The organism is Methanolapillus africanus (genome assembly GCF_032714475.1).
Lineage (GTDB): Archaea > Halobacteriota > Methanosarcinia > Methanosarcinales > Methanosarcinaceae > Methanolapillus > Methanolapillus africanus.
Window position 1 is genome coordinate 1 of record NZ_JAWDKD010000008.1, and the last position, 26,335, is coordinate 26,335.

Here is a 26,335-nt window from a genome sequence, read left to right on the forward strand (position 1 = left end):
AATCAACCGGAATTATTACTGGCAACTATATTTCATTTGCCTGCACAGCTTTTATTTAATATTGTTTGGAAAGTTTAAAACTAAATTTGATTTTGGCCAAGGATTACAATCAAACGAAAAGAGCGCCATCTCAAAAATCATATCGAAATATGACCTTTGGAAAAACTACCAATTTCTATTTTGTTTGCTTTCGCTTGCATTCACATTTGGTTTTAATGTTTCAATTCACTCGTTCACGAGTGATTTTTTTACCTTAACTTTGGTTAAGATGATAAAAACCACCGTCAGAGTTTACCGAAACATCAGGTCACATATCAGTCAAGGAAAAAACTCCCGACCTCATTATAATTTATGATTTGAATTTATCTCGTGCTTGCGATTTTGCACCGCAACACAGGAGTTACTTCAAAGAGCTTTGTGATATTTAAAGGTTTTCACTGAGCTTTTGAAACACATTGAATCAAACAAATTTGATTCATTTTTTGCCTTTCAATTCCAACGAATTGAAGGAATCCCAAAGAGTTGGGGTTAATATTTAAAGGTTTTGGCTATTGATTTTTATAAAAATAAAGTAGGCTTAAACACACCAAAAATATATTAAAATAGCTGATTTTTGTTTCATAAGTTTATTGAAATTGAAAATGGAATCAAGAAAATGAAGGAAAAGAAAACTACCAAAAATTATGACATGAATGTGATTTTTGGAGCAATAAACAGTATTGTTATTTTGGCAGATATTGAAAAATTTAAATCGTGGTTAATGGAAGAGCACCACATCAGCCCAACCGATTTTGAAAACAATCTGTTTATAGGATACCGATACTCCATTGAAACTTTAATACGTACCCTTATGTGGTGGGTGGAATCTGAAAATTCATTTGGGTTTGAAGAGGATGAATATTGCTACAGAGCTCATTATGTAGGAATAAACATAGAGAAAATTCCAAACACGTGCGACAAAACTAAAGTTTTGAAAAAGATATATTTTGAACTTAAAAAAATTGAAAATACAACAAACTCACTTCAATTTGAAAAACAAGTGAAAAACCTACAAAAATCAATTTTAGACCCATTTTTACATATTTTTAAAAATGATGTGAAGGCATTCAACAAATTAAATTTGAAAAAAAGAGAGGCTTTGAGATACAGTTCGATGTATGTGACATACATTTTTTTAAATGATACACAATACATGGAACCACGAGGATTTTATGTTTCTATACTTAATAATGACAAAAGAGATCAAAAATCCCTATTAGAAGGATACAAATATTCCATTCAATACCTTTGGACAAAATTATTAGGAGAAATATATAAAGAAACAAGCATCAATCAGATTCATCTTACAAAAGTTTGGGCACAAAGTTTTGATAGCTATTTAGATCAAAAAGATACTCTTGTAAAAGAGATTTCATTTGATAGCTATTTTGGGATTATCAAAAGAGAGGTGGTAGAAAAACATATAGAAAACAAAATGAAAGATATATTTGACCCAGTATTTTTATTGAAGAAAAAAGGACCAGATAAACAAATACTAAAACGCTTGATAAGTAATTCACTTCCAGATATTGAGCTAACAACTCAGGAAAAGGTAGATCAGCTAACTTTATGGTATGACAAAATAGAAATGTTGACATCTTCAAAGTTAGATACATTCAATGGTGTGAATACATTTATTCAATTATTACTTGGAGCTGTTGAAATTAAAAAACTTCAAGGCGTAGAAGAAAAAGTGTATGTTAGAAAATTTGTTCACCCGAATATGATAATAAAAAATAATGGCATTGTAAAACAGGACCAAGGGAATGACTACAGCTATGGAATATTAATAGACACTTTTGGCAGCTTTGGGACTGACTACTCGGGGTGGGTAATATTCTATGATTGTTGTACAGATTATTCCGGGTTTGGAGGAACTGAGCATGAAAATGCGGAAGGAATAATTAGATTACGAGAGAACGAGATTAATTTAGATAGATTGACAATTGACAAGAATGAATTATATGATATTTTTTCAGAAAAGATAACAAAACGATACCATGAAGAAGATGAATACATAGAACACCAGATGGTAAAATACAATGATTTTGAAAATATAAAAAACAAATATAAAAATCTTGAAACAAAATTTTATGAAGCAAAAGGAATGCTGGTAGAGTTATTAAAATATTATATTGAGTCTTCAGCCATACAAAAACTGGAACCAAGAGAGATCAAAATTGAATGGGACTAGAAATGTAAGAGAGAGCAGTTTGACATTTGGATCGAAACAAAAGATAAAATAAAAATATTTGAATGTAAAGCAAATTCATTAAATCAAAATTGGGCAGAGGAAAGAAAAAATTCAATAAGAAAAGAAAATATAATAAAAACAGATATTAACAAGGAGATAGAAACTGTTTTTTGTTGCTATAGAGAACCTGAGAATTTAGATTTAAAAATGAAATTCGATGTACTTCCAATTCGTCCAGAGTTTATATACTCAGATTTAAGGAGTAAAAAGGGGGATAAATTGAAAACTATTTTTGAGAAATAAAACACAACCTTAATAATCCATTAAATAATTTTAACCCCCCGTTTATTCATATAGATAGAATAATAAATCAACATCCATTATCATAAATTTATTATTATCCAATATTCACCAAGAATTACCAAACGGAGTCAACAACCATGGAATATTACCTGAAATGCATCGAATGTGGTGCCGAATTTGATAAAAAAGAAATCATTTACACCTGTACAAAATGCAACGGTCTTCTCGATGTCATTTATGATTACAATGAAATCAAAAAGAACATGGACATGAACAAATTAAAAACCGAAGCGCCCTCCGTTTGGAAATACAAAGACTTGCTTCCGGTCGGCATCGAGCCCGTCAGCATCCGCGAAGGCGGCACGCCGCTTTACAAATGCGACCGTCTCGCCAAAAAAATCGGCGTCAAAGAACTTTATGTGAAACACGAAGGCATGAACCCGACCGGATCCTTTAAAGACCGCGGCATGACTGTCGGCGTCTCAAAAGCCATCGAACTCGGCATGAAAACGGTTGCTTGCGCCTCCACCGGAAACACATCGGCCGCTCTTGCCATTTACGGCGCCAAAGCCGGAATACCGTCGGTCGTTTTGTTGCCGGCCGGCAAAGTCGCGCTCGGCAAAATCGGACAAGCCCTCATGCACGGCGCCAAAGTCATCATGATCAAAGGAAACTTCGATGACGCGCTCCTCCTCGTCCGTGAACTGTGCAACCAAGAACCCATTTACCTTTTGAACTCCATCAACCCGTACCGGTTGGAAGGACAAAAGACAATCGCCTTTGAAATCGCCGACCAGCTCGGATTCAAAGTGCCGGACCGCGTCGTTTTGCCGGTCGGAAACGCCGGAAACATCACCGCGATCAACAAAGGATTCAAAGAATTCGTGACGCTCGGCATCACCGACCGCCGCCCGAAAATGACCGGCATTCAAACGGAAGGCGCATGCCCGATCGTCAAAGCCATCAAAAGCGGCGCCGACAACATCACGCCGGAAAAGAACCCGGAAACCATCGCCACCGCGATCCGCATCGGCGACCCGGTCAACGCCAGAAAAGCGCTTGCCGCCATTCGTGAATCCGGCGGGACCGCCGAATCCGTGACTGACGACGAACTCGTCCAAGCGCAAAAAGATTTGGCGCAGCTCGAAGGCATAGGCGTCGAACCGGCCAGCGCAACCTCTGTGGCCGGACTCAAAAAACTCGTGGACGCGGGCATCATTTCAAAAGACGAAACCGTCGTCTGTGTGACCACCGGACACCTGCTCAAAGACCCGGAAGAAGTCATCAGCGTTTGCATCGAACCGGTCGTCGTCGAGCCGACCATCGAAGCTTTGAGAAAAGCCATTTTCTCATAATTTTTATTTAATTTTTTTATATTCTTACCTTTTATTTCTTTTTTATTTTTTATTATTTTATTTGACTCATCTCAAAAAATAACATCATTCGGGAAGGGAAAACATGCAGGACGATTACGATATATTGGAAACGGAAAAAAAGTGGCAGGAGACGTGGCAAAAAAACAAGATTTTTGAAGCCGACCCCGCGCCCGGACAAGAAAAATATTTTATCACCATCCCGTTCCCCTACTTAAACGGAAACCTGCATGCCGGACACACCCGAACCTTCACGATCGGCGACGTCGTTGCCCGCTACAAACGTATGCAAGGCGCCCATGTCCTCTACCCGATGGGTTTTCACGTTTCCGGAACGCCGATCGTTGGCCTCGCCGACTTGATTCACGAACGTGACCCGCAAACCATGGAAGTTTATACGAAATACCACCAAATTCCGGCGGAAATTTTGCCGACGCTGGACGATCCTGAAAAAATCGTCGATTACTTCAAAGTCGAAGCTGAAAACGCCATGAAAATCATCGGCTATTCCATCGACTGGCGCCGTAAATTCACCACCATGGACCCCGCGTTTCAAAAGTTTATCGAATGGCAATACGTTACCCTTTATGACAAAGGACTCATCAGCAAAGGCTCCCACCCCGTGAAATGGTGTCCGCATGACAACAATCCGGTCGAAGACCACGACATTTTGCGCGGCGAAGAAGCCACCATCGTCGAATACACGCTCATCAAATTCCGGCACAAAGACTTGATTTTCCCGTGCGCGACCCTGCGCCCCGAAACCGTCTACGGTGTCACGAACCTGTGGCTGAATCCCGACATCGAATACGTCAAAATCAAAGTCGAAAAAGACGAACTTGAAGAATATTGGATCGTCAGCAAAGAAGCCTACAACAAACTCAAATACACAGACTGGACCGTTGAATTCATCGAAACCTGCAACGCCAAAGACCTCATCGGCCTGGAACTCAAAAACCCGTCGACCGACAACACAATCGTTGTTCTGCCGGCGTCCTTCGTCCGCGGCAACAACGGCAGCGGCGTTGTGATGAGCGTTCCGGCGCACGCCCCTTACGACATGCTGGCGCTTCGCGACCTTTATGACAAAGACTTATCCGCTTACAAAATTACCAAAAATATCCGCGACATCCAACCGATTGCCGTCATCGACGTGCCCGATTATGGCGAATTTCCAGCAGCCGACGCCATTGCCGAACTCGGGGTTGTTGATCAAAAAGACCCGAAAGCCGAAGAAGCCACCAAAATCATTTACCGGCGCGAGTTCCACGGCGGAACGCTCAAAGACATCACCGGCAAATACAAAGGTATGCCGGTTTCCAAAATTAAAGACCGTTTGACGCAAGACTTCATTGCCCAAGGCATCGGCGACGTGTTCTACGAGTTCAGCGAACCGGTGCAATGCCGCTGCGGAACGATGTGCGTCGTCAACATGGTCAAAGGCCAATGGTTCCTCAACTATTCCAAACCGGAATGGAAAGACCAAGTTTACAAATGCCTCTCCCAAATGGACATCATCCCGCCGGAGCTGCGCACCGAATTTGAAAACAAAATCGACTGGCTGAAAGACAAAGCCTGTGCCCGGACGAAAGGCCTCGGCACCAAGCTGCCGTGCGACCCGCAATGGCTCATCGAATCGCTCGGCGATTCCACAATCTACATGGCCTACTACACGATTTCCAAATACATCAACGACGGAACGCTCACCCTTGAGGTGCTGACGCCGGAATTTTTCAATTATATCTTCTTTGATCTCGGAAAAGAAAGCGACGTCGTCGCCCAAACCGGCCTTTCCGCCGAACTGATCACGCAAATCAAAGACGAATTCAACTACTGGTATCCGGTCGACTTGCGTTCCTCCGGAAAAGATTTGGTGCCGAACCATTTGCTTTTCTTTTTGTTCCACCACGTGGCGCTCTTTGATGAATCCAAATGGCCCAGAGCCATTGCCATTAACGGATTCGTGTCCTTGGAAGGACAAAAGATGAGCAAATCCAAAGGACCGCTTCTGACGCTCAAACAAGCCGTTGACGAATACGGCGCCGACGTCACCCGCATGTATATTTTGTCGGCCGCCGAACAAATGCAGGACGCCGACTGGAAACGCGAAGGCATCGAGTCCGCGAAAACGCAAATCGGACGGTTCTACACCTTCTCCAACCAAATTATCGAAAGCGGATGCAAGATTCCGGAAAACGAGGAATTGAGCCACATTGATCAATGGATTGAAAGCCGGATTCAAAAATACGTCCGCGACGTCAACAACGCCTTTACGGAAATCCACACGAGAGACGCGATTCAAAACGCGTTCTTCTTGATTTACAACGACATCAAATGGTACCACAAGCGCGGCGGCGAACGCTGTTTGACGGAAGTCGTCGAAACCTGGACCAAATTGATGGCGCCGTTTACGCCGCACATTTGCGAAGAGATTTGGAGCCGCCTCGGCCACACCGAATCGATTGCGTTTGCGCCGTATCCGGTGGAAAATGAAGATTTCATTAACGAGCCGGCGGAAGTCGCCGAAGACATCGTCGTTAAGACCTTGTCCGACATTGAAGAAATCATCCGGGTCGCCAAAATCGAGCCCAAGAAGATTTATTTGTACACAACGCCGGAATGGCGCGTCAACGTCCTGAAAAAAGCCGCCGACATGGAAACAACAGACGGCATCGACGTCGGAAAATTGATCAAAATCTGTATGGAAGATTCAGACATCCGAACGCGCGGCAAAGACGCACAAAAATACATTCAAAAAGCCGCCGGCGAAGTGCGCGGATCATCCGTTGACGTTGCCGTCAACTATTTGAACGCCAACCTGGACGAGAAACAGATTCTGGAAGAAGCAAAGGCTTTCATCGAAAAGGAAACCGGATGCGAAGTTCAAGTTTTCAGCGCCAAAGAAATCGACGCCAAAACGGCTTACGACCCGGAAAATAAATCCAGATTCGCCGAACCGATGCGCCCGGCCATTTACATTGAGTAAAATGAAAATGAGAGCCTAAAAAGTTAAAAATAAAAGCTTTTTTAAACAAATCAAGCAAACCATCCCGCAAAATCAGACGCTTTGCGTCTGTATTTTGCGGAATACCATATGCAAGATACATTCCAATTTATAGTACAGATTATTATTTTTAAATTCCAATTTGCACCTACAGGTGACTGTTTTTAGATTTTAGTTTGCACCTACCGGTTCCAACAATACAGATATTTCCTAATCCGATTTGCATCTGCAGTTCGCTATCTGCAAAATACAGACGCGAAACGCGTCTGATTTTGCAGGGCTTTTGCATGAAATATCCAAAAAAAACGAACGCTGCTTTTTAAAAACTTAAAAGGAAAAATTGTCGTCATAACGCGCGCACCGCCGCCCGCCCAAAAAACAAAAACCCTGAATTTTAAACCACGCATTTTGGATACCCTTATATCTTTTTGACTCGATTCCCTATTACTTGGTGCTTTTCATGGTTCGACAAATTCTCAAAGATTATCACGTCAAAGGCGGCCGCATGGACCAGCATTTCCTGGTTGACATCCACGCGCTTGATTCTATTGCCGAAGCCGCCGACCTCTATCCGTCCGACATTGTTCTTGAAATCGGAGGCGGCATCGGAAATTTAAGCGAGCGGATCGCTCCGAAAGTGTCCAAACTGATCATCGTCGAACTGGATCCGAAAATGGTTGCCGTCCTCAAATCCCGGCTGGCTGTTTTTTCAAACGTCGAGATTATCCACGCCAACGTCATGGACGTCGATTTTACCGCGCTCGGGTTTAATAAAATCGTCGCAAACCTGCCATATTCGATTTCATCCGACATCACACTCAAAATGCTGCAGCACGATTTCGATGCGGCCGTCCTGATGTACCAATACGAATTCGCCAAACGGCTGGTAGCGCCGGCCGGCGGCAAAGAGTACGGTCGGCTTTCCGTTCACACGCAATACAAAACGGACGCCGCGTTTCTATTGAAAGTCCCCAAAGGCGCCTTTGAGCCGGCACCAAAAGTAGATTCCGGCGTCATCAAATTATCAAGAAAAGAGAACGCTGAAACGGCATTTACCGTTCAAAACGAAGACTTTTTCTTTGACGTGACAAAAGTCATGTTTGCCCAACGGCGTAAAAAAATCAAAAATACGTTGCTTGCCGGCGCGTCGCAACTCAACATGCCAAACTTAAAAGACGGTTTGGACGAATTGGGACACGAATCATTCAATTTACCGAACTCGAAACTGAACGAAAAAAATGTCACGGAAATACTGGACATGCGTGCCGAAGAACTGACACCGGCGGAAATCGCGCATCTGTCAGATTTGCTGTACCAAAAAAAAATGAACGGAACGGCCCAAAAAACTGAAAATGAAAATAAGAACATGAATGAAAATGAAACGTTCAAACCGGACTCTGATTTTGTTTTCGAGCCTGAAAAATTTGTTGTCACCGTTTTCGGAGAAGTTTACGAACCCGCCGAAGACACATATTTAACGGCGCGCGCCGCCGCCGGATTAATTGCCGGAACCCGGCAAACCGACGACGCGGAAAAGCCGTTCAAGGTTTTAGAAGTTGGCTGCGGAAGCGGATTCATCTCCGCCTATTTGTTGTCGGAATTCGGATCCGACCTGAATTTCACAGTTCAAGCCGTCGACGTCAATCCAAACGCCGTCGCCTGCGCCCAAGAAAACGGCGTGCCGGCGGTTTTGTCCGACTTATTTGAAATATTTGAATCGGGCGAACGATTTGATATTATTGTTTTCAACCCGCCTTACTTGCCGACGTCGCAGGATGAGAAAGTTCCCGGCTGGCTGAATTATGCCTTTGACGGCGGCGTTTCCGGACGGGAAACCATTGACCGGTTTTTGAAAGACGTCCGAAAATATTTGACGCCAAGCGGCTCGTTTGCGCTGCTGATTTCATCCATTACCGGACTTGAAGAAGTATCGGCAGAAATGGAAAAATACGGATTTTCAGCGGAAGTCATTGCGGCCGAAAAATGTTCCTTTGAAGAGCTGATGGTGATTTTAGGAACACAACTCTGAAAAATCAAAACGGAATACGTATATTAAAAATTATTTTATCAAATTATTTTATCAAATTATTTTATCATTTACGATAGGTGGAAAATATGAGCGTTCAAAAAGAAACGGAACCCGCAAAAGTTTATTTTATGAATTTCCGGGCGCATAAGAAATCGCAAAGCAAAGTCAGAAAGGTCGAACAAATTTTCAAAAAAGCCGGCTTTGCATCCATTTTTGAAAACCGGGACCTCGTCGCCGTCAAACTGCACGTTGGCGAGCGCGGCAACGACGCGACCATCAATCCGGTTTTTGTCCGCGCGGTGATGGACTGCATCAAAGAAACGGGCGCATTACCGTTTGCCACCGATACGAACACGCTTTATGAAGGTTACCGGAAAAATGCGGTCGAACACGTCGAAACGGCCATTCTGCATGGATTTAACTATTCGGTGATCGGAACACCGGTGATTATCGCCGACGGGCTCAAAGGAGACGACGAAGTAGATGTGGAAGTGAATTTGAAAAACTTCAAATCCGTCAAGATCGCCAAAGGCATTGAAGACGCCGACGCCATGGTTGTTTTGACGCACTTTAAAGGCCACATTATGTCGGGATTCGGCGGCGCGATTAAAAATTTATCAATGGGCTGCGCGTCCGTCTCCGGGAAATGGGCGCAGCACTCGTCGTCCCAGCCGGCCATTGACAAAGACCGCTGCACCAAATGCGGCGCCTGCATCAAATTGTGTCCGGCAGAATCCATTGTCATGGAAAAAGATGGCGCAAAAATCGTCCAATCCACTTGCCTCAGCTGCGGCCACTGTATGATTTGCCCGCGCGACGCCGTTTACTTTGACTGGGCGGAAATGCCCGGATTTGTGGACCGGATGGTGGAATACGCTTACGGCGCCGTCCAAAGCAAAAAAGGAAAAATCTGTTACATCACGTTTTTGATGAACATCACCCCGGAATGCGACTGCAATCCCTGGAACGACACACCAATCGTGCCGGACATCGGCATTTTGGCGTCGACCGACCCGATTGCTTTGGATCAGGCCTGTTTGGATTTGGTCAACGCAAGCGTCGGGCTTGAAGAAAGCGACCTGAAATGCAACCACCAAAAAGGCGGCGACAAATTCAAAGGCGTTTGGGAAAATACGGACGGAACCCGCCAATTGGAATACGGCGAAGAACTCGGTATGGGAACTCGAAAATATGTGCTGATTGAAGAATAAACGAAGAACGATTGAATTTTTAATTCATCGTTCTTTTTATTGTTTTATCTGTTTATGCCGTTACCGAACCAATACCGGATGCATTAAATCCTAAATCAATGCCGGGTATGTTAGAACTGTTTACACCTATGGCGTTTACAGATTTCTCTAACTTTTGATTCCGAACCAAAGTCATTAACTGAATAGATAGGACGATTTTATCAGATATTTTTAATCGAATTGACATTTCTCTCAAGAAATTTTTTGTCAAACTCGATTTTTTACATCCAAAAACCGTCGATGCGTCAATTATTTCAAAACCGAGTGGAACGAGTGTATCACCATCTAATTCTGTCCCAAAATCCAGAATGACGCTGCCAATTTCCTTTGAAAATTCATATTTTCCATCTATAAACTGAACAGATAAGCAATCACATTCAAGGTCGTAGTTTATTGAATCCGGTGCTAATTCAATGCTCTTCATATAAATCACTCGTCTAAAAATACAGTAATATCGTTTAAAAATACAGTAATAAATGGATATTTTCACAAATCTAATCTTCATTTAAAGATTTTTCGATTTTGTTCAAATCAAAAAGGATATATGAAATCAATTGAGTTTATGATGGCTATGAATTTTCAGATACTTGACGCGGACTACAAATTGATCGGCGAAGACGAACCGGTGATTCGCCTGTTCGGCCGGAGCGAAGACGGACAAAGCGTTTGCTGTTTGATTCCGGGATTTGAGCCGTTTTTCTACATCAAGAGCGGCGCTGCCGATCAAAATGAAACGATCAAGCTTCTGACGGACACGTTTTCTCAAATCGTCAAGGTGGAGCCGGTCGAAAAATATGCACCGGTCGGTTACCAAACAAAAAAATCCACTTATCTGAAAATTTTCGTGAAAGCGCCGAAAAACGTTCCGGAAATCCGTGAAGACGTTTTAAAGCTCCCGAATGTGGTTTCGCTTTATGAAAGCGACATTCTTTTCCGCAACCGCTTTTTGGTCGATTTGGACCTCGGCGGTTTTTTGTGGGTTTCAGCCGAAGAAGATCCGACGCTCGACCGTGATCACTTGACATCTGAAATTCCGATCAAATCAGATGTGATGATCTGCACCAAAAAGGTGACGCCGCTCGAACGCATTTCAAATGCGGCCTTACGCTATCTTTCTTTTGACATTGAATGTTTGCCGGACCACGGTTCCATGCCGACGCCCGACAAATCGCCGGTCATTTTGGCCAGTTTTGCTTTTGAACCGGCTTGGAACGGCAAAAAAACATTGGTGCTTGCCGGAAAGCCTAAACCGTCCTCAGCGACTTGGATGCCCGAATGGGACGAAGCGCCGGACTCCGAAAATGAAATTGTTTGGCTCAAAGATGAAAACGAGCTTTTCGAGAAAATATTTTCAACCATTAACGATTACGACCCGGATTTCATCACCGGATACAACATTTCCGATTTCGATATTCCGTATCTGCTCCAGCGCGCCGACGTTCTGAAAAAGAAAGGCGCCCGTATCAGAACAAGCATTTCCCGAGACGGCAGTTCCATCTATTCCCGAAAGTTTGGTTTGACCGTGAAAACGGAAATCACCGGACGCATTGTGGCCGACGCGTTGCCGCTCGTCCGCCGGAATTTCAGTTTGAAACAGTACACGCTCCGAAACGCCTCCAAAGAACTGCTGGGACGGGAAAAATTAGATGTCGCACCGGCCGAAATGGAAGCGCACTGGTACGACAACGGAGAAAAGCTGCACAAATTTATCGATTACTCCCGCCGCGACTCGGAACTGGCGTTGGAATTGCTTCTTGATTTGAAAATTTTAGACAAATACGTTGCGCTCGCCCGGATTACCAATTCCGTCATTCAGGAAATTTTAGACGGCGGGCAAACGTCCATGGTCGAGCAAGTGATGCTCAAGGAATACGGAAAACGCGACCGCGTCATGCCGATTAAACCGGACGACGAGATTTACGAAGAGCGCGATTCCGAAGACGAAGGGCTCAAAGGCGGCGCTGTCCTTGATCCTGTGCGCGGCCTTCATGAAAACGTCATCATTTTGGACTACAAATCGCTGTACCCGACCATTATGATGGCGCACAATCTTTGTTATACGACCGTCGTCGACGAGGGCACCGATTTGAAATCGCTCGGCCTGACAGAAGACGACGTCGAGCGGACGCCGACGGGCGGCATTTTCGTCAAAACACGCATCCTCAAAGGCGTTGTTCCGTCGATTTTGGAAGATTTGCTTAACCGCCGTGTGGAAACGAAGCGGAAAATGAAGCAAACCGACGACGAACACGAGATTTTGGCGCTCGACGCCACGCAGATGGCGCTTAAGATTTTGCTCAACAGTTATTACGGTTATTCCGGCTACTCCCGGGCGCGCCTTTACAGCATGCCGCTCGCCAATTCCGTGACCAGCATCGGTCGGGAAAATATTCTCAACACGGAGAAAATCATTACGGAAGACATCGGAAAGGTCTATCTTTTTGAAAACAAAGCTTTCCTGTTGAATGAGATCCAGGATGAATTCAAATCCAGGGGACTTACCATCGAATCGGATTTTGAAACCGGAACGCTCTCCGATCTCGACAAATCCGTGATTTCCGGCAGCGTTTTGATTGTAATTTTGTCGGTCGTTTACGGCGACACGGACAGCGTTTTCATGCATTGCGCCCCCGAATCGGGCGGCGAGTTTTCGGAAGAAATCTTTTCCCTTGACGACGCGGCCTTGGTCGGTTCCAAAGCGGCGTCCATTGTGACGGCGTCATTGCCGGCACCGATGGAACTCGAATTTGAGGCCGTCGCCCGCCGCGCCGTTTTGATTGCCAAGAAACGGTACGCTCAATGGCTGTTTGAAAGAAGCGGAAACGGCTGGTCGAACAAAATTAAAGTGAAAGGCATGGAAACCGTTCGCCGCGACTGGTGCGAACTGACGTCCGACACCATGAACCGGGTGCTTGAATTGGTTTTGATGGAAGGTAACGTGGACGAGGCCGCCAAATACGTAAGAACGGTCACGAGCAGTCTGCGCTCCATTAATTTGAAAGAAAATCCGGATTTCATCAACAAATTGATTTTGACCAAGAATTATTCCAAGAAAACGGACAACTACAAAAACAAGCAGCCGCACTTGACAGTCGTTGAGAAAATCAAAAAGCGCACCGGCATTTCCACGCCGATCGGAACGCGCGTTCCGTTCGTGATCACGTCCGGAAAAGGTCTTTTCGTCGAACGCGCCGAAGACCCGGACTATGTCCTTCAGAATAACGTCCCGTTAGACGTCGATTATTACATCAAAAAGCAGATTTTGCCGCCTGTCGAACGCATTTTAGAAGTGTTCGGCGTGGACGCGGGATCTTTGGACAAGTACCAGCAGAAAGGTTTGTTTGACTTTGGCGCGCCGGACGAGCCGGAAGTCAAAGCCAAGAAAGATCCGATGGCGCCGCCAAAACCCAGCGCTTCGGAATTCACGATTGAAGGATTTAAATCCGAATCACAAGCCCAATCCAAATCACAGCCGCCCGAACCGAAATCCGGCTTGTACATGAACGAGGACACCGGACCCGGAAAATCGCCGATGGTCAAAGAAGAAGCTGCGGAGGAATTTGTTCCGATTGACAGCAGCGAGTTCGATGACGAAACGGCGACAGCCGATTCGACACAACCGGAATCTGAAACGGCGTTTGACAAGTTTGAAACAAAACCGAACGAGACAGAAAAACAGCCGGTCGTCGACGAAGTTTTCGCGGAGCCGATTCAGTCTGAAGAAACACCGCAACCGGAAAAAGAGAAAGAACCGGCGACAACTTCAAAGAAAAAGCCGCAAAAATCATTGTTTGATTTTTAAATTTGATTCTTCAAACATTGATTTTCTTTTTTTCTCATTTTTCTTTTCATTTTCTTTTTTTCTTGCGGCGCCGGCGCGCGCGTTACAGCGACACTTTTTTGTGATTTTTAAAAAATTGGGGTCGTTTTTTGCAGATGCCGAACAAACCACCCCGAAAAATCAAACGCTTTGCGTTTGATTTTCTCGGAATCCGATGAAATGGGATTGATACAGCAGATGCAAACCGAAACAAGAAACAGCTGTATTGTTGGAACCTGCAGATGCAATCTGAAATCTAAAAACGGTCACCCGCAGGTACAAACTGAAATCTGAAAACAGTCACCCGTAGATGCAATCAGAAATCTAAAAAAAGTCACCCGTAGGTGCAATCAGAAATCTAAAAAAAGTCACCCGTAGGTGCAATCAGCACTGTAAATTGGAATGCATCTTACTGATAGGAATCCACAAAATACAGACGCGAAACACGCCTGATTTTCGGGACTTTTGCTTGATATTTTTAAAACCCGACCCATGAATTTTAAAAATGCAAAAAGAAAAAGTGGCGCTATAACGCGCGCGTCTGCCGCCCGCCACAAAATAAAAAACAAAAAATAAAGACATTTTCAAAAGGGGTCTATTCATTACCTTCAAAATGTATAGACCCACATCACATTTTCCATGACATTATCTTAGACGAGATATGGGGGTATGTCCACCCGCAGGAATGTACTGAAAAACGTAATAATAATCAGGATCATTTGCATGAGATATAGGAGCAACTCCAATTGCTACATTACATTCGTCATACAAGCCGCCATGATATCGGCCATAATAATTGGTGGTATAATTACTGGTATCCGATAACTTGACAGAATTATTATAATAGTTAACTTCGGCATTTAATATTTTAAGAGTGGCATCTGCAAGAGCTTTTGCGACAACTCCATCAGTTGAATCTGGAACAATGATTGCGATTATTATTGTATTGCTTGATTGATTATATTCTGCGCTCATATTGTCCATTGCAAATATTAAGGAATATTTAGTTACGGCAACCGCAGCCTGAAACTCAGCATCCGTAAGCCCGACCGGGCCTGATTTTTTAGGTACACTCGAAGAATTTGCAATTGTATTATTAGCTGATGAGTTTGTAGCTGATGTATTATTAGTTGTGACTGATGTATTGGAAATATTAGTATTATTTGATGAATTATTAGAGGAACTAGAATCCAAACAACCAGAAAAGGCACACGATGAAATGATAAGTATTAAGATTAAAAAGCAAGTCGATATTTTACAATTCATATTCAATACCCCGAAATTACTTCAAAATTCATGTGAGAAAAGTTATACAAATTAACTAGAACCAAAACCCACAATTGAAATAATGTAATGACCCGGAGAGTAATAAATTAATTGGTAAAAAATAATAAAATTAGGATACAAACAAAAGAAGAACACCATTTAACCAGCTGATTATACCAACCGATGATGTATTTTAATTACAGCTTGCATCTACAGTTCGTTATTTTTAAATTTCATATTGCACTTACGAGTGACAGTTTTAAAATTATAGTTTGCACCCACGATTCATTATTCACAAAATACAGACGCGAAACGCATCTGATTTTGCGGGATGGTTTGCTTGAATTTTTAAAAAACCAACCTTGTGTTTATTTGAAATCCAAACGAAAAAGTGTCGCCATAACGCGCGCGGCGCCCGCCCGTCAAAAAACAAAAGAAAATAAAAAATAAAAACAAAAGAAAAAAAACAGAATAATTCAAAAAGATGAATCGGAAGAATTGTTATTCTTCCTCTTCCCGCACAACCACCAAAATACGGTCGGCTTCCCGGCTGTCTTTTTGAACGCAAGCGCTGTTTTCACGGCAGTAAATAATCTCTTCCACCGTTTCCGGCGTGATCAATTCACCGGGAATACAGATCGGAATACCGGGCGGGTAAATCATGACGGCTTCGGCCGCGACTTCGCCGATGGCTTCTTCCAATTTCATCGCCTTTTTATCGGAATAAAACGCTTGGCGGGGAGACATAATTTGCGGCGGGACGTGAACGGTTTCTTCGGGGATGCCGAAAATCTCGTACTTGCCGTAATAGGTGGCGGCCAAATCGGCAAACACGTCGTAAAGCTTCCAAACGGTTTCTTTGTCGTCGCCAATGCCGATGACGGCAAGAACGATGGTCGGCTCGGCCAGCTCGAGCTGGACGCCGTATTTCTCAAACATGATATCGTAAACGTCAAAGCCGTCCAAACCGAGTTTCGTCACGTTGATGACGATTTTCGTCGGGTCGTACGACATGGTCGGGACGCCATAACTGTCGTCCAACACCGAAAGTCCCGGGATTTTGTTGAGCTCTTTTTTGAGCTTTTTGCATTCGGTCACCAATTCCGAAAAAATTTCCTCGCCCTCGGTCGCCAACATTTTTCGGGCGGATTCCAAAGACGCCATCAGAAGGTAGCTCGGACTGGTCGTGTGAAACATCAGAACGCGTTTTTTGACGGAATGATACTTGACGAGGCCTTCGTTGTGAAGCAGCATCGCGCTTTGGGTGAGCGAACCGCCGGTTTTGTGGGTGCTCGCGACCACCAAGTCCGCGCCCATTTCGGCGGCGGATTTCGGTAAGGATGATGAAAAGGAGAAGTGTGCGCCGTGCGCTTGGTCCACCATCACGACGATGCCTTTGGAGTGCGCATATTGAACAATCGCTTCCAAATCACAGCACGCCCCGTAATAGGTCGGGTAAACCAAAAACAGAGCTTTGGCGTCCGGATTTTCTTCCACGTAATATTGAATGGTTTCAAGCTTCATGCCACTGGCAATTCCGAATCCCTGGTTGATTTCAGGTTCCATAAAGATCGGAACGGCGCCGGACAAAATGAGCGCGTTTGTGACGGATTTGTGGGCGTTTCTCGGGATGAGGATTTTTTCGCCGTCGTAGCACACCGTCATAATCATAATATGAACGCCGCTGCTGCTTCCGTTGACAATGTAAAAAGCGTTATCGGCCTTATAAGCCTCGGCCGCCAGTTCCAATGATTCTTTAACGACGCCGACCGGATGGGCGAACGTGTCAAGGCCGACCGGTGAATTAACGTCCATTAAATAAACTTCTTTTCCGACAAGTTTTTGAAAATCGCAAACTCTGCGCCCTCTTTTGTGGCCGGGAACGTCGTAAGACGTAATTCCCTTTTCCCGGAAATTTTTAAGCGCATCAATAATGGGAGTAGCATTCTGGTCCATCTACAGTTTAAACCTCTATTTCATTTCAAAAAATAGAAAAAAATAAATGAAATTGACAAAATCTTTTTTTTATTTTTTAAATAATATTATAGTTAAATGACGCGATTGGTTACGGTTTGAATTTTTTAGGACACTGAAAAAAACAATAAATTGCATAACGTATTTCATTATTTAAAGTTAGCCTTCCGTTTGGCTTTACTTTATTTATTTTTTTAGATAAATGAAGAGAGATTTATCAATACAAAGCAAACCCCGTTTAATTTTTGATTTTTGAAAGAATAAAGAGAAAATCCGGTTAAAATGGATAAATAATCAAATTAGAAAATAAAAAGAAAATAAAATTGAGAATAAAATTTGAAATGAAATTAAAAATATTCAAATATGGCCGGCTGTTTTTAAAAATGTGACGCGAAAAAGTGCCGCCATAACGCGCGCGCAGCTGCCTGCCAAAAAAACAAAAAACAAAACCGGAAAAAAGAAAAAATGAAAAGAAAAATCAACCGTCAAAAATCAAAAATGCTTTTCGTTGATGTTTTCGCCGCCAATCCGGAAACGTCCACCTCATCCTTTAAAATGGAGTTTAGAATATTGATGGCGCGGATCAAAATGTCTGTATCCACTTTTTCGATATGAAGTTCGTAAGCCGTCGTTCCTTTCGCAATTTCCGGAAACTCTTCGGCATATTTTTTGTCTTTCACTTTCGAGATGAGCAGATCTTTTTCTTTGCCGTTAAAATAACGCGTCATTTGACCGGCATCAAGACCGGTGGCGATCAGTTCGGATTCAAAGCACGGACGCTCAAAAAGAGTCGTATACAAGTAAACCGCCATTTCAAAACGAACGGCGGAAGAAGTTAAATGAGATAATTTGGCGCCGATAATCCCGTAAATGTCCGCACCGGTTTTCGGGAAAAATTTCAATTCCGGTTCTGTTTCTTTTTCTGCGCCGGCTTGCACTTCACTAAAGTCCGCACCTTCCGTTTCTTCAACATCGCAAATATCCGATTCATTCGAACCGTTGACGGATTCCAAAACATTTGCTTGCGCTTCCGGCAAAGAGCTGCCGGACGAAATCAGCGTGTAAATTTTCGACGGCGACAAATCAAATTCGTTCAAACGGTTGAGGTCATTCATCGCCCGCAAATAGCCGGTCACAATCAAGCGGTGTTCATTGATTCCCCTTTTCTTCAACTCGCGGGTAATTCCGCTGATGGACAGCTGTCTTCCGCCTTGGAGCAGGTCGTCAATTTCAACAGACAAATTCACATGGTCTTGCATAAACGGCACCGAATATTTTTCATATATTTTCATCTCAGTTGATTTCAACGAATTTCGATTTTATCCGCCATCCTCAACGAAAGGAAATTTGATTTTAATCCGTCATTCCGGCAAAATTTTATTTTAGGGTTTGAGTTTGCTTTTTTTTTAAAAACTTTCAAATACTTTGCAAACCTTACTTTATGTCCCTATCTTTTACAAATCAAATTTTGATGATTGAATCAAGTTTGAAAAAGAAAACATTTTTTCTTGTTTCAATGTAAAAACATCAGATTATACGGAATGAATGCATATAACTTTTACCATGTTTGGATACAAAGCGTATGCACTTGTTTTTGAGTTTTTGCAAACGAATAAAAATCATTAATCACACACACATTTGAGGTCTTGCAATGGGAGAAAGAACGCGTATTATTAACGATCCGTCCTATTTGGTCCCGCTTTTGAGAACTTTTGGGTCGCGCACGCACAAAAAAGTTTTCGATTTATTATTAACGGAATGGATGACCAAAGAAGAACTCGACGAAGTGATCGAGGCCGATTCACTCAGCAGTTTAATCAATTTAAAGAAAGCCGGTTTGCTCGAAAGCAAATGGCGGGTTCCCGAGCCCGGAAAATCTCCGTCCAAGGAATACCACACGTCTTACTCAAACGTTCAGGTGAACTTCCAAAGCTCATTTGAAGATTTAAGCGACATCATCATGCTGGCTTTTAAGCCGTACGAAGAAGTCAAAGACACCATCGAAAGTCTGGAATCGCTTGTCGCCGACGGCAACACGTCCATGAGCAAATTGACACGCGAGCTCAACATGAACACGTGCCTGATTTGCGCCACCGCCCGGCGTTCCGACCGCCTTTCCGTGATGGGACAGCGGTTAAAGTTGATCGAAAAAGACGAGGAGATCTGACCATGAGTTCGAAAATCCTTCAAAGCAAAAGTGAGATGACCAAATTTCAGGTTTTGACGGAAATCGCTGCCCGCCAGCCGACCGTCCGTCAAAAAGAAGTGGCGGTCAAAATCGGAATCACCCCGCAAGCCGTTTCGGAATATATCAAAGAATTAACGGCGGAAGGATTGATTCATTCGGACGGGCGCGTCCGCTATAAAATCACAAAAGACGGCGTTGAATGGGTTTTAGAAAATGCGGCGGAATTGCGCCGCTACTCTCAATTGGTCATGGAAGACATCATCAGTCACGTATCGACCTGGACCGCCATTTGCGATGAAGACATTAAAAAAGAAGACAAAGTCTTTATCGAAATGCGTGCCGGCCTTCTTTACGCCAGCAAAACCAAAGACACCGGCATTTACGGAACTGCAATCATGACCGGCGAAAAAGGATTTGACGTCGGCGTCACCGATCTTCAAGGTTACATGCACACGGAAACGCAATCGATCACGATTTGCAAAATTCCGAGAATTAAACGCGGCGGATCGTCTCACACGAACTTGGACCGCTTAAAACCGATCGTAGAATCCAAACCCTACATCGCTGCCGTCGGAACGGAAGCGTTGATGGCGTTAAAACGCCTCGGCATCGAGCCCAACGTCATGTTCGGCGCGCCCGAGTCCGTCATCCAAGCCGCCTACCACGGTTTGGCGTCGGCTTTGGTCATCGTCGAAGACGAAGTGCCGTATCTGATGACGCGATTGGAATCCGAAGACATTCCGTACGAAATTATGGATATGAGCAAAGGAAAATAAATAATTTTGAGATTTATTTTTCTTTTAACTTACTTTGCTCTTTTTTATCCAACTTTTATTTTTATTCTTTTTTTGGCGGGCGGCATGCGCGCGCGTTATCGGCATCGTTTTTCCTTTTGCGTTTTTAAAAATTAATAGTTGTCTTTTATTGATGTCAAGCAAACCATCCCATCATTTTTATTTTAAAGTCAGGCAAACCGTCCCGTAAGATCAACCGAAAAATTCCGTCGCTTCGCTAGGAATTTTTCAATGGCAGTGGGATTCTGAATCTGTAAGGTTACTTCGATCGCATAAATTTTGATTTTGCTTGTACCATCTTGCCAAACCATCCCGTAAAATCAAACGCGATAGCGTTTGTATTTTACGGATACCGCTGAAAGTACAAGTTAATTGGAACCGTAAGATGCAATGGGTATTTGTAAACAGCAGATGCAAATCGGATCAGGAATCATGTGTATTGTTAGAAACAGTTGGTACAAAACCGGAACAAGAAACAGGTGTATTGTTGGAACCGGCGGGTGCAATCTGCAATCTAAAAACAGTCATCTGTAGATGCAATCTGAAATTTAAAAATAGTTAACTGTAGGTGCAATCTGAAATTTAAAAATAGTCAACTGCAGGTGCAATCCGTATCGTAAACCGGAAATTAAATTAAAAATATAGTTTCAACCACACCAATTGCATCTGATTTGCAGTGGAATCCGCATAAACAGACGCGATACGCGTCTGTTTATGCGGGATGGTTTGCTTGAATTGGGAAAATGAGATTTTCGAGTTTCAATTTATCCAACCAACACGTAATTTGTGCTTCTTCCGCCTTGCGCTTCCTGTTTTAAAACGCCTTTTTCCACCAAATTTTTGATGTCGCGAAGAGCCGTATCGGTCGAGCATTTTGTGATTTTCGCCCATTTGGATGTCTTGAGCTGACCGTCGAATCCGTCCAGCAATTTGTTCACCATCAGTTTTTGGCGTTCGTTCATGGAAATGCCGGCATGCTTTTTCCAGAAATCGGCTTTATGGAGCGTATTTTTCAAAATGTTGTCCGCTTCAATCAAAGCATTTTCCAGGCATTTCAAGAACCAAAGCAGCCATTCGGTGATATCCAGCGTTCCTTTCTGCGTCTTTTCAAGCATTTCATAGTATTTTTTCCGTTCTTTTTGGATTTGAGCGGACATGCTGTAAAAGCGCTGCGGTACGCCGTCGGCGCGGGCCAGAAACAAATCAGAAATGGCACGGGCAATCCGTCCGTTTCCGTCGTCAAACGGATGAATTGTCACAAACCATAAATGCGCAACGCCGGCTTGGATTACCGGATCCATACGGTTGACGCCATTTTCTGAACCGGAATTCGCCCACGCCAAGAACCGATCCATTTCCACCGGAATGGCTGAAGCTTCCGGCGCTTGATAATGTATTTTTTCTTTGCCGATCGGCCCGGAAATCACATACATCGGACCGTTTTCATCTTTACGCCAATTTCCGGTTGTAATCTGATGAATACCGCTTTTCCCATCCGGAAAAAGACCGGTATGCCAGGAAAACAAACGTGCTTCAGTCAGCGGCGCATGATAATTTTGAGTGGCGTCGACCATCATTTCCACCATTCCGTCCACATCCCGTCCGGACGGCACCATATCGGAAATATGGATTTTCAAGTGACGGGCAACCGACGAGCGGACTTGCGCCGGACCCAATTTTTCTCCTTCAATTTCAGCGGATTTGAGAACGTCAAGCGTCATCGTTTTAAGAACAGCGTCATTTTCCGGCGAAAATCCCAAAGCCGCCATTTTTCCGACCAGCTTTCCCTGCAAATTCCGGACGTTTCCGAGCGGAAGCATCAGGATTTTGTCGTCCCATGTGAAATCGGGCCAACCGTCTTTTTGATAAATATAAATCGTCATCAGTTCACACCTTTTGCGGTGAATAAATTGAATATTCGCCGCATATTATGCGGCGAATATCTGTTGTACTGTTGTATGTCCACATTGAATGCCACAAATAGGTCATTCATTTCATAAACCGCATCATTATACAGATGTGTGGTGAATAATGCGGTGAATAATTCCCCTATTTACCGCATATTGTGCGGTGAATATATAAATATTCTCCGCAAAAGATGCGGTGATTAAAAAGAGATTGAACGCATACATACTTTCACCCCGCATCCTTCTTCTTTTAAAAGAATGAAGTGAAATTTGTACACATGAAATCCCTTGTTCGGTACCGCCCGGTGACCTGTAAATCTGCGCTTCATCCGGTCAGAGGACTCTTTCCGCACCACTGGGACTTAAATGTGTACCGCGGATGCCAACATGGCTGCAAGTACTGTTACGCGCTTTATTCTCACAAATACCTGAAGCAGGAAAACGATGAATCCGATCAAATAAATCAAACAAATCAAATCGATCAAATAAATCAAACAAATCAAATCGATCAAATAAATCAAATCGGTCGAATCGAACAAATAAATCAAACCGATTCGGACAAAAATGAGTCGTTGGCCGGCAACTATTACAATCACATTTATGCCAAAACAAATATTGTCGAGCGCCTTGAAAAAGAATTGAGCCGACCGGGGCGAAAACCCGAAGTGATCAATTTGGGCGGCGTCTCCGATAGTTACCAGCAAGCGGAAGCCGAATATGCGCTGATGCCGGACATTTTGAAACTCATGATCAAATACAAAAATCCGGTCAATATTTCCACCAAATCCGCTCTTATCTTGCGGGATTTTGATTTGTTTGACGAGTTGTCCAAAGTTTCTTACGTCAATATCGCCGCCACAGTGACGACAACGGATGAATCTCTTCGAAAAATCATTGAACCGGATTGCTCAGCGTCGGCCAAACGCTTCGACTTTTTGGAAAAATTCAAAAAAACAGACGCCACCGTTGGCGTTCACGTCATGCCGGTGATGCCGCTCATATCGGACAGCCTTGAAAATCTGGAGCCGATCTTTTCCCGGACGAGAGAAATCGGCGCCGACTACATTATTGCCGCACCTCTTTTTCTGCGCGGGCAAACCCGGAAATCGTATTTTGAGTTTGTGAAAAACGATTTCCCGCATTTGTACGACCCAATGCGTATTTTGTACAAAACCGGTCATTTGAATAAAGAATACAAAACCGGAATCTATGAGAAAATCAATTCTCTTTCCGAAAAATACAACTTGTCCGACGATTACCGGAAATCGATGAACTTGAAATTGAAAAAAGTATGGCGCGACCGGGACGCTGAAACGCCGCAAGAGAAAAAGCCGAAACAGTTGACGTTATCCCAATTCGGTGCAACGCCTTTTTGAAAATAAAACGACCACTATTTTTGGACGCGTCATAAAAAACGATCGCCATAACGCGCGCGGACGCGCCGCTGCAAAAAACGAAAAAGTAACTTAACCAATTAAAATTGAAAAAATAAGAAGAAAAATACACTGGCCGGGATTCGAACCCGAGTTCAAGCGTTGGCAACGCCTGGTGATAACCACTACACTACCAGTGTACGTCGATACACGAGTAAAAGTAAAACTTAATTTTTAGTATAAATTAATTTTGATACCAAATGCCCAAAGCCGGACTTGAACCAGCGACAACTACCTCTTCAGGGTAGCGCTCTCCCAACTGAGCTATTTGGGCGCTTGTTGGATTTTTAATATTATTTTGTTTTTGAGTGGGCCCGCTGAGATTCGAACTCAGGACCTCCGCCATGTCAAGGCGACGTCATAACCATCTAGACCACGAGCCCACAAGGGTAAATGAATCATGAATCAAAAAATTGAATCATATTTTTCATTCGTTTTTATTTTAATTTAGTCAACAATCCGCTTTCACAGGGCTTGTTGTCGCCCCGATTCTTGTCGGTTGTGCAACTCTGATAAATAGTATAATCGTATATAAAGGTTTTGCGAAAAGGGGTTTGAAAAAGAAAAATGATCGGGAAAGTGCGGCAATTTTAATATTCTTCCGTTGTTATTTTAGGATTATTCGTTCAATTTTTGGTTCAAAAAAGACAACGCTAAGACAGCATCTTCTTTTTTGGCGTCGACAGCGTTTCCGCCCGCCACCCATTTTTCAAACCGGATCAAAACGTCCGGCGCCAACACGGCCTCATCCTTCGCTTTTTGAATCAAATAATCGTAAGTCCGGTCCGGATAATAAATCGAGGACGCCAAATCAAAAAGGGCATTCCGTTCGGCATTCGACAAAATGTTTTCGATTGCGGCTTTGTCAAGCGTCGCCCGAATGTTGACCAGCGCTTCCGAAAGCGCCGCGTTTGAAAACGGATCGCAGACAACCGCCACTTCGTCGTCGGATTCGATGGTTTTGTTTTTGTAAAGCGAAAAAACGGTTCCGATGCCGACCATACCAAACGTTTCCATTTCAGACGCGCGCAGCGCGCCCATGCTGGACGCGCCCATGACGAAAATACCGTCGCGGAGCACATGAAGAATTTCGCGGTGGCCGACGGAACATTGTTCAAAAAAAACGCCGTCGATCAAGCAAATAAATTGGGCGCCGCCTTTTGCCGCTTTTTCAATATCGCCACGGGACGCCGGCGGCAAAAATTCAATGGTCGGCAAAACGTTTTCCGAAAAAAGGGATTTGGCGGATTCCAAATCCAATGTCGGGCCCAAAAAAACAACGGTTTTCGTCATGATGTTCACAAATTGTTTGAAATATTTTTGAGATACTTTTGAGATGTTTTTGAGATACTTTATTGGAAATGCATTCGATTGAAAATGCATTTTCATTATTCTTTTGTTCCGTTATGGTTATGTTTCCGGAACATAGCGCCGGCGTCTTTCGCCTGTTCGGGCGACTTTGTTGCGCTCTTCTTTAAAACGAATTCCGGCGCGGGTTTGATCCATTGCAAACGACTCCAAACCCGGCACGGCAACTCGGACGACCGGAATGCCGAGTTCGGGACGTGTCAGATCTTTCACAATGACGGTCGGCAAACCGGCGCGGTTAAGCCGGAGAATGGTTTCTTTGAGTTCGTCCAAGAAATCGACATGAGAAATGCACGGAATGTCGGCAAACGCAATTTTGTCGGATTCGTCAAACCATTTGGCGTTGAGCCGTTTTGTTCGTTCGTAACCCATTTGTTTTCTGAAATCCGCCACCGTCGTGTCTTCGCGGGCGCCGTGAATTTGGGTGGCGCGGCTTTGCGCGACTTCCGTCAATGCGCGGAAAGCGGCGATTTTGGGCGACGAATGCGTGCCCATGCCGAGGCAGAGAAGGGACGGATCCTTGAGTTCGATGTCGTCAGCGATCGCCGCAATTGTCGGAACGCCGACGTCGCTGGTAATATCGCGGAGAACAACTTGGACGCCGGCTTCCTCGAATCGGGAAAGAAGGCGGCCAATATCTTCGTCGTCAATGTCCACAATAATCCGGCCGCCGGTTTTATTCGCTTCGCACAAAGACCAGGCGTCGCGTTCAATGACTTCACACATGGCATGATAAACAGCTTCTTCAAGCGTGTTTCCGGAAGCGATTCCGTTCGTGCTTGTCCGGAATAAAGAATTATATTGAGACGGCATTGGGTGGTAAACGGCGTTGGCCGGAACCAAAATCGGAGAAACTTGCAGCGTATAAGAGTCAATGTTATCAGGATCGGCAGAGTCAGCATTCAAGCTCAGCGTTAATTCTTCCGCCGGCACCCACGGAATTTCGGCGTCCGGATCGGATTCGTCCGGCAGAATCAATTCGACCGGATCCAAGCAATTTTCCTTATTCTTCAAATCCGGATAAGTCATCATAAAAAGATCCGGCACGTCGTCTCGGGTGAGTTCGGCGGAATAGCGCTCCAAACCTTCCATAATCGCCGAGACGCGGGCGGCAATCGGCGTCACGCCTTTGCCGTTGTAGACCGAGATCGCGCCGTAGGCGGCACCCGGGCGAATGCAGGAAAAGACCGGGATATCTAAGCGGTCCAGCTTCGTAATGTCCGCGACACGCGTAATGCCGGCCACCTCGACGAGCCCTTCGACGCAGCCGAAAGTTTCATCCGGAGATTTTGAACGGTGCGTTTCCTTTTGATAAACTTTCGGACAAGATTTGAGTTCCATGATATCACATTTTGAAAAAATAATAAAACATTTTCCCGTAAAATGAGCCGAA

At 44.1% G+C, this 26,335-nt stretch carries 16 protein-coding genes and 3 tRNA genes; 9 read left to right on the plus strand and 10 right to left on the minus strand.

Features of this window, described 5'->3' with window-relative positions:
- Positions 1 to 655: 655 nt before the first annotated feature.
- From MsAg5_RS01840 to MsAg5_RS01860, 5 genes are all read left to right on the plus strand, one after another.
- A complete protein-coding gene (locus tag MsAg5_RS01840; RefSeq protein ID WP_338098916.1) occupies positions 656 to 2,233 on the plus strand; it encodes a hypothetical protein in 1,578 nt (525 codons plus the stop codon).
- Between the two features lie 440 nt (positions 2,234 to 2,673).
- Positions 2,674 to 3,891, plus strand: coding sequence for a threonine synthase (gene thrC / locus MsAg5_RS01845; protein ID WP_338098917.1), 1,218 nt, complete (start codon positions 2,674 to 2,676; stop codon positions 3,889 to 3,891).
- A gap of 103 nt (positions 3,892 to 3,994) precedes the next feature.
- Entirely contained in the window at positions 3,995 to 6,895 is a 2,901-nt protein-coding gene (leuS, locus tag MsAg5_RS01850; protein ID WP_338098918.1) for a leucine--tRNA ligase, read from the plus strand.
- A 478-nt stretch (positions 6,896 to 7,373) separates the two neighbouring features.
- Entirely contained in the window at positions 7,374 to 8,942 is a 1,569-nt protein-coding gene (gene rsmA, locus MsAg5_RS01855; RefSeq protein ID WP_338098919.1) for a 16S rRNA (adenine(1518)-N(6)/adenine(1519)-N(6))-dimethyltransferase RsmA, read from the plus strand.
- Between the two features lie 86 nt (positions 8,943 to 9,028).
- Complete coding sequence (locus MsAg5_RS01860; RefSeq protein ID WP_338098920.1) at positions 9,029 to 10,153, plus strand: DUF362 domain-containing protein; 1,125 nt, start codon at positions 9,029 to 9,031, stop codon at positions 10,151 to 10,153.
- A gap of 52 nt (positions 10,154 to 10,205) precedes the next feature.
- On the opposite strand, the gene MsAg5_RS01865 is transcribed toward MsAg5_RS01860, so the two are convergent.
- Positions 10,206 to 10,616 carry a hypothetical protein gene (locus MsAg5_RS01865; protein WP_338098921.1) on the minus strand — a complete coding sequence of 137 codons (411 nt, stop codon included), beginning with the start codon at positions 10,614 to 10,616 and terminating at the stop codon, positions 10,206 to 10,208.
- Positions 10,617 to 10,763: 147 nt separating this feature from the next.
- Between MsAg5_RS01865 and MsAg5_RS01870 the strand changes: the two genes are divergently transcribed.
- The gene (locus MsAg5_RS01870; protein WP_338098922.1) at positions 10,764 to 13,994 is read left to right on the plus strand and encodes a DNA-directed DNA polymerase; all 3,231 of its coding nucleotides are present in this window, start codon (positions 10,764 to 10,766) and stop codon (positions 13,992 to 13,994) included.
- A gap of 663 nt (positions 13,995 to 14,657) precedes the next feature.
- Here MsAg5_RS01870 and MsAg5_RS01875 read toward each other — a convergent pair.
- The 3 genes from MsAg5_RS01875 to MsAg5_RS01885 form a co-directional block, all read right to left on the minus strand.
- A complete protein-coding gene (locus MsAg5_RS01875) occupies positions 14,658 to 15,206 on the minus strand; it encodes a hypothetical protein (RefSeq protein ID WP_338098923.1) in 549 nt (182 codons plus the stop codon).
- A 573-nt stretch (positions 15,207 to 15,779) separates the two neighbouring features.
- Positions 15,780 to 17,234 (minus strand): aminotransferase class I/II-fold pyridoxal phosphate-dependent enzyme, encoded by a 1,455-nt coding sequence (locus MsAg5_RS01880; protein ID WP_338098924.1) that lies wholly within the window; start codon positions 17,232 to 17,234, stop codon positions 15,780 to 15,782.
- Between the two features lie 503 nt (positions 17,235 to 17,737).
- Positions 17,738 to 18,544 carry a hypothetical protein gene (locus MsAg5_RS01885; RefSeq protein ID WP_338098925.1) on the minus strand — a complete coding sequence of 269 codons (807 nt, stop codon included), beginning with the start codon at positions 18,542 to 18,544 and terminating at the stop codon, positions 17,738 to 17,740.
- A 359-nt stretch (positions 18,545 to 18,903) separates the two neighbouring features.
- Here MsAg5_RS01885 and MsAg5_RS01890 point away from each other — a divergent pair, with 359 nt between their 5' ends.
- A complete protein-coding gene (locus tag MsAg5_RS01890; RefSeq protein WP_338098926.1) occupies positions 18,904 to 19,419 on the plus strand; it encodes an ArsR family transcriptional regulator in 516 nt (171 codons plus the stop codon).
- Between the two features lie 2 nt (positions 19,420 to 19,421).
- On the plus strand, positions 19,422 to 20,216 hold the full coding sequence (locus MsAg5_RS01895) for a DUF7839 domain-containing protein (RefSeq protein ID WP_338098927.1): 795 nt from the start codon (positions 19,422 to 19,424) through the stop codon (positions 20,214 to 20,216).
- 782 nt (positions 20,217 to 20,998) lie between these two features.
- Here the strand turns inward: MsAg5_RS01895 and MsAg5_RS01900 are convergent.
- Complete coding sequence (locus MsAg5_RS01900; RefSeq protein WP_338098928.1) at positions 20,999 to 22,117, minus strand: Fic family protein; 1,119 nt, start codon at positions 22,115 to 22,117, stop codon at positions 20,999 to 21,001.
- A 302-nt stretch (positions 22,118 to 22,419) separates the two neighbouring features.
- Here MsAg5_RS01900 and MsAg5_RS01905 point away from each other — a divergent pair, with 302 nt between their 5' ends.
- Complete coding sequence (locus MsAg5_RS01905) at positions 22,420 to 23,517, plus strand: SPL family radical SAM protein (RefSeq protein WP_338098929.1); 1,098 nt, start codon at positions 22,420 to 22,422, stop codon at positions 23,515 to 23,517.
- A 125-nt stretch (positions 23,518 to 23,642) separates the two neighbouring features.
- On the opposite strand, the gene MsAg5_RS01910 is transcribed toward MsAg5_RS01905, so the two are convergent.
- From MsAg5_RS01910 to MsAg5_RS01930, 5 genes are all read right to left on the minus strand, one after another.
- A tRNA-Gly gene (locus MsAg5_RS01910) sits at positions 23,643 to 23,714 on the minus strand.
- Positions 23,715 to 23,775: 61 nt separating this feature from the next.
- Positions 23,776 to 23,848: transfer RNA gene (locus tag MsAg5_RS01915), tRNA-Phe, on the minus strand.
- 35 nt (positions 23,849 to 23,883) lie between these two features.
- A tRNA-Val gene (locus MsAg5_RS01920) sits at positions 23,884 to 23,957 on the minus strand.
- A 235-nt stretch (positions 23,958 to 24,192) separates the two neighbouring features.
- Complete coding sequence (locus tag MsAg5_RS01925; RefSeq protein ID WP_338098930.1) at positions 24,193 to 24,867, minus strand: TfuA-related McrA-glycine thioamidation protein; 675 nt, start codon at positions 24,865 to 24,867, stop codon at positions 24,193 to 24,195.
- Between the two features lie 117 nt (positions 24,868 to 24,984).
- Positions 24,985 to 26,283, minus strand: a complete 1,299-nt coding sequence (locus MsAg5_RS01930; protein WP_338098931.1) for a YcaO-related McrA-glycine thioamidation protein — start codon at positions 26,281 to 26,283, stop codon at positions 24,985 to 24,987.
- Positions 26,284 to 26,335: the final 52 nt, after the last annotated feature.

Bases quoted from the DNA above. Each gene is read 5' to 3' on its own strand.
- MsAg5_RS01930 (WP_338098931.1), bottom strand. From the start codon at position 26,283: ATGGAACTCAAATCTTGTCCGAAAGTTTATCAAAAGGAAACGCACCGT.
- MsAg5_RS01865 (WP_338098921.1), bottom strand. From the start codon at position 10,616: ATGAAGAGCATTGAATTAGCACCGGATTCAATAAACTACGACCTTGAA.
- rsmA (WP_338098919.1), top strand. From the start codon at position 7,374: ATGGTTCGACAAATTCTCAAAGATTATCACGTCAAAGGCGGCCGCATG.
- MsAg5_RS01890 (WP_338098926.1), top strand. From the start codon at position 18,904: ATGGGAGAAAGAACGCGTATTATTAACGATCCGTCCTATTTGGTCCCG.
- MsAg5_RS01880 (WP_338098924.1), bottom strand. From the start codon at position 17,234: ATGGACCAGAATGCTACTCCCATTATTGATGCGCTTAAAAATTTCCGG.
- MsAg5_RS01860 (WP_338098920.1), top strand. From the start codon at position 9,029: ATGAGCGTTCAAAAAGAAACGGAACCCGCAAAAGTTTATTTTATGAAT.
- MsAg5_RS01870 (WP_338098922.1), top strand. From the start codon at position 10,764: ATGAATTTTCAGATACTTGACGCGGACTACAAATTGATCGGCGAAGAC.
- MsAg5_RS01900 (WP_338098928.1), bottom strand. From the start codon at position 22,117: ATGACGATTTATATTTATCAAAAAGACGGTTGGCCCGATTTCACATGG.
- MsAg5_RS01895 (WP_338098927.1), top strand. From the start codon at position 19,422: ATGAGTTCGAAAATCCTTCAAAGCAAAAGTGAGATGACCAAATTTCAG.
- thrC (WP_338098917.1), top strand. From the start codon at position 2,674: ATGGAATATTACCTGAAATGCATCGAATGTGGTGCCGAATTTGATAAA.
- MsAg5_RS01885 (WP_338098925.1), bottom strand. From the start codon at position 18,544: ATGAAAATATATGAAAAATATTCGGTGCCGTTTATGCAAGACCATGTG.
- MsAg5_RS01840 (WP_338098916.1), top strand. From the start codon at position 656: ATGAAGGAAAAGAAAACTACCAAAAATTATGACATGAATGTGATTTTT.
- leuS (WP_338098918.1), top strand. From the start codon at position 3,995: ATGCAGGACGATTACGATATATTGGAAACGGAAAAAAAGTGGCAGGAG.
- MsAg5_RS01925 (WP_338098930.1), bottom strand. From the start codon at position 24,867: ATGACGAAAACCGTTGTTTTTTTGGGCCCGACATTGGATTTGGAATCC.
- MsAg5_RS01905 (WP_338098929.1), top strand. From the start codon at position 22,420: ATGAAATCCCTTGTTCGGTACCGCCCGGTGACCTGTAAATCTGCGCTT.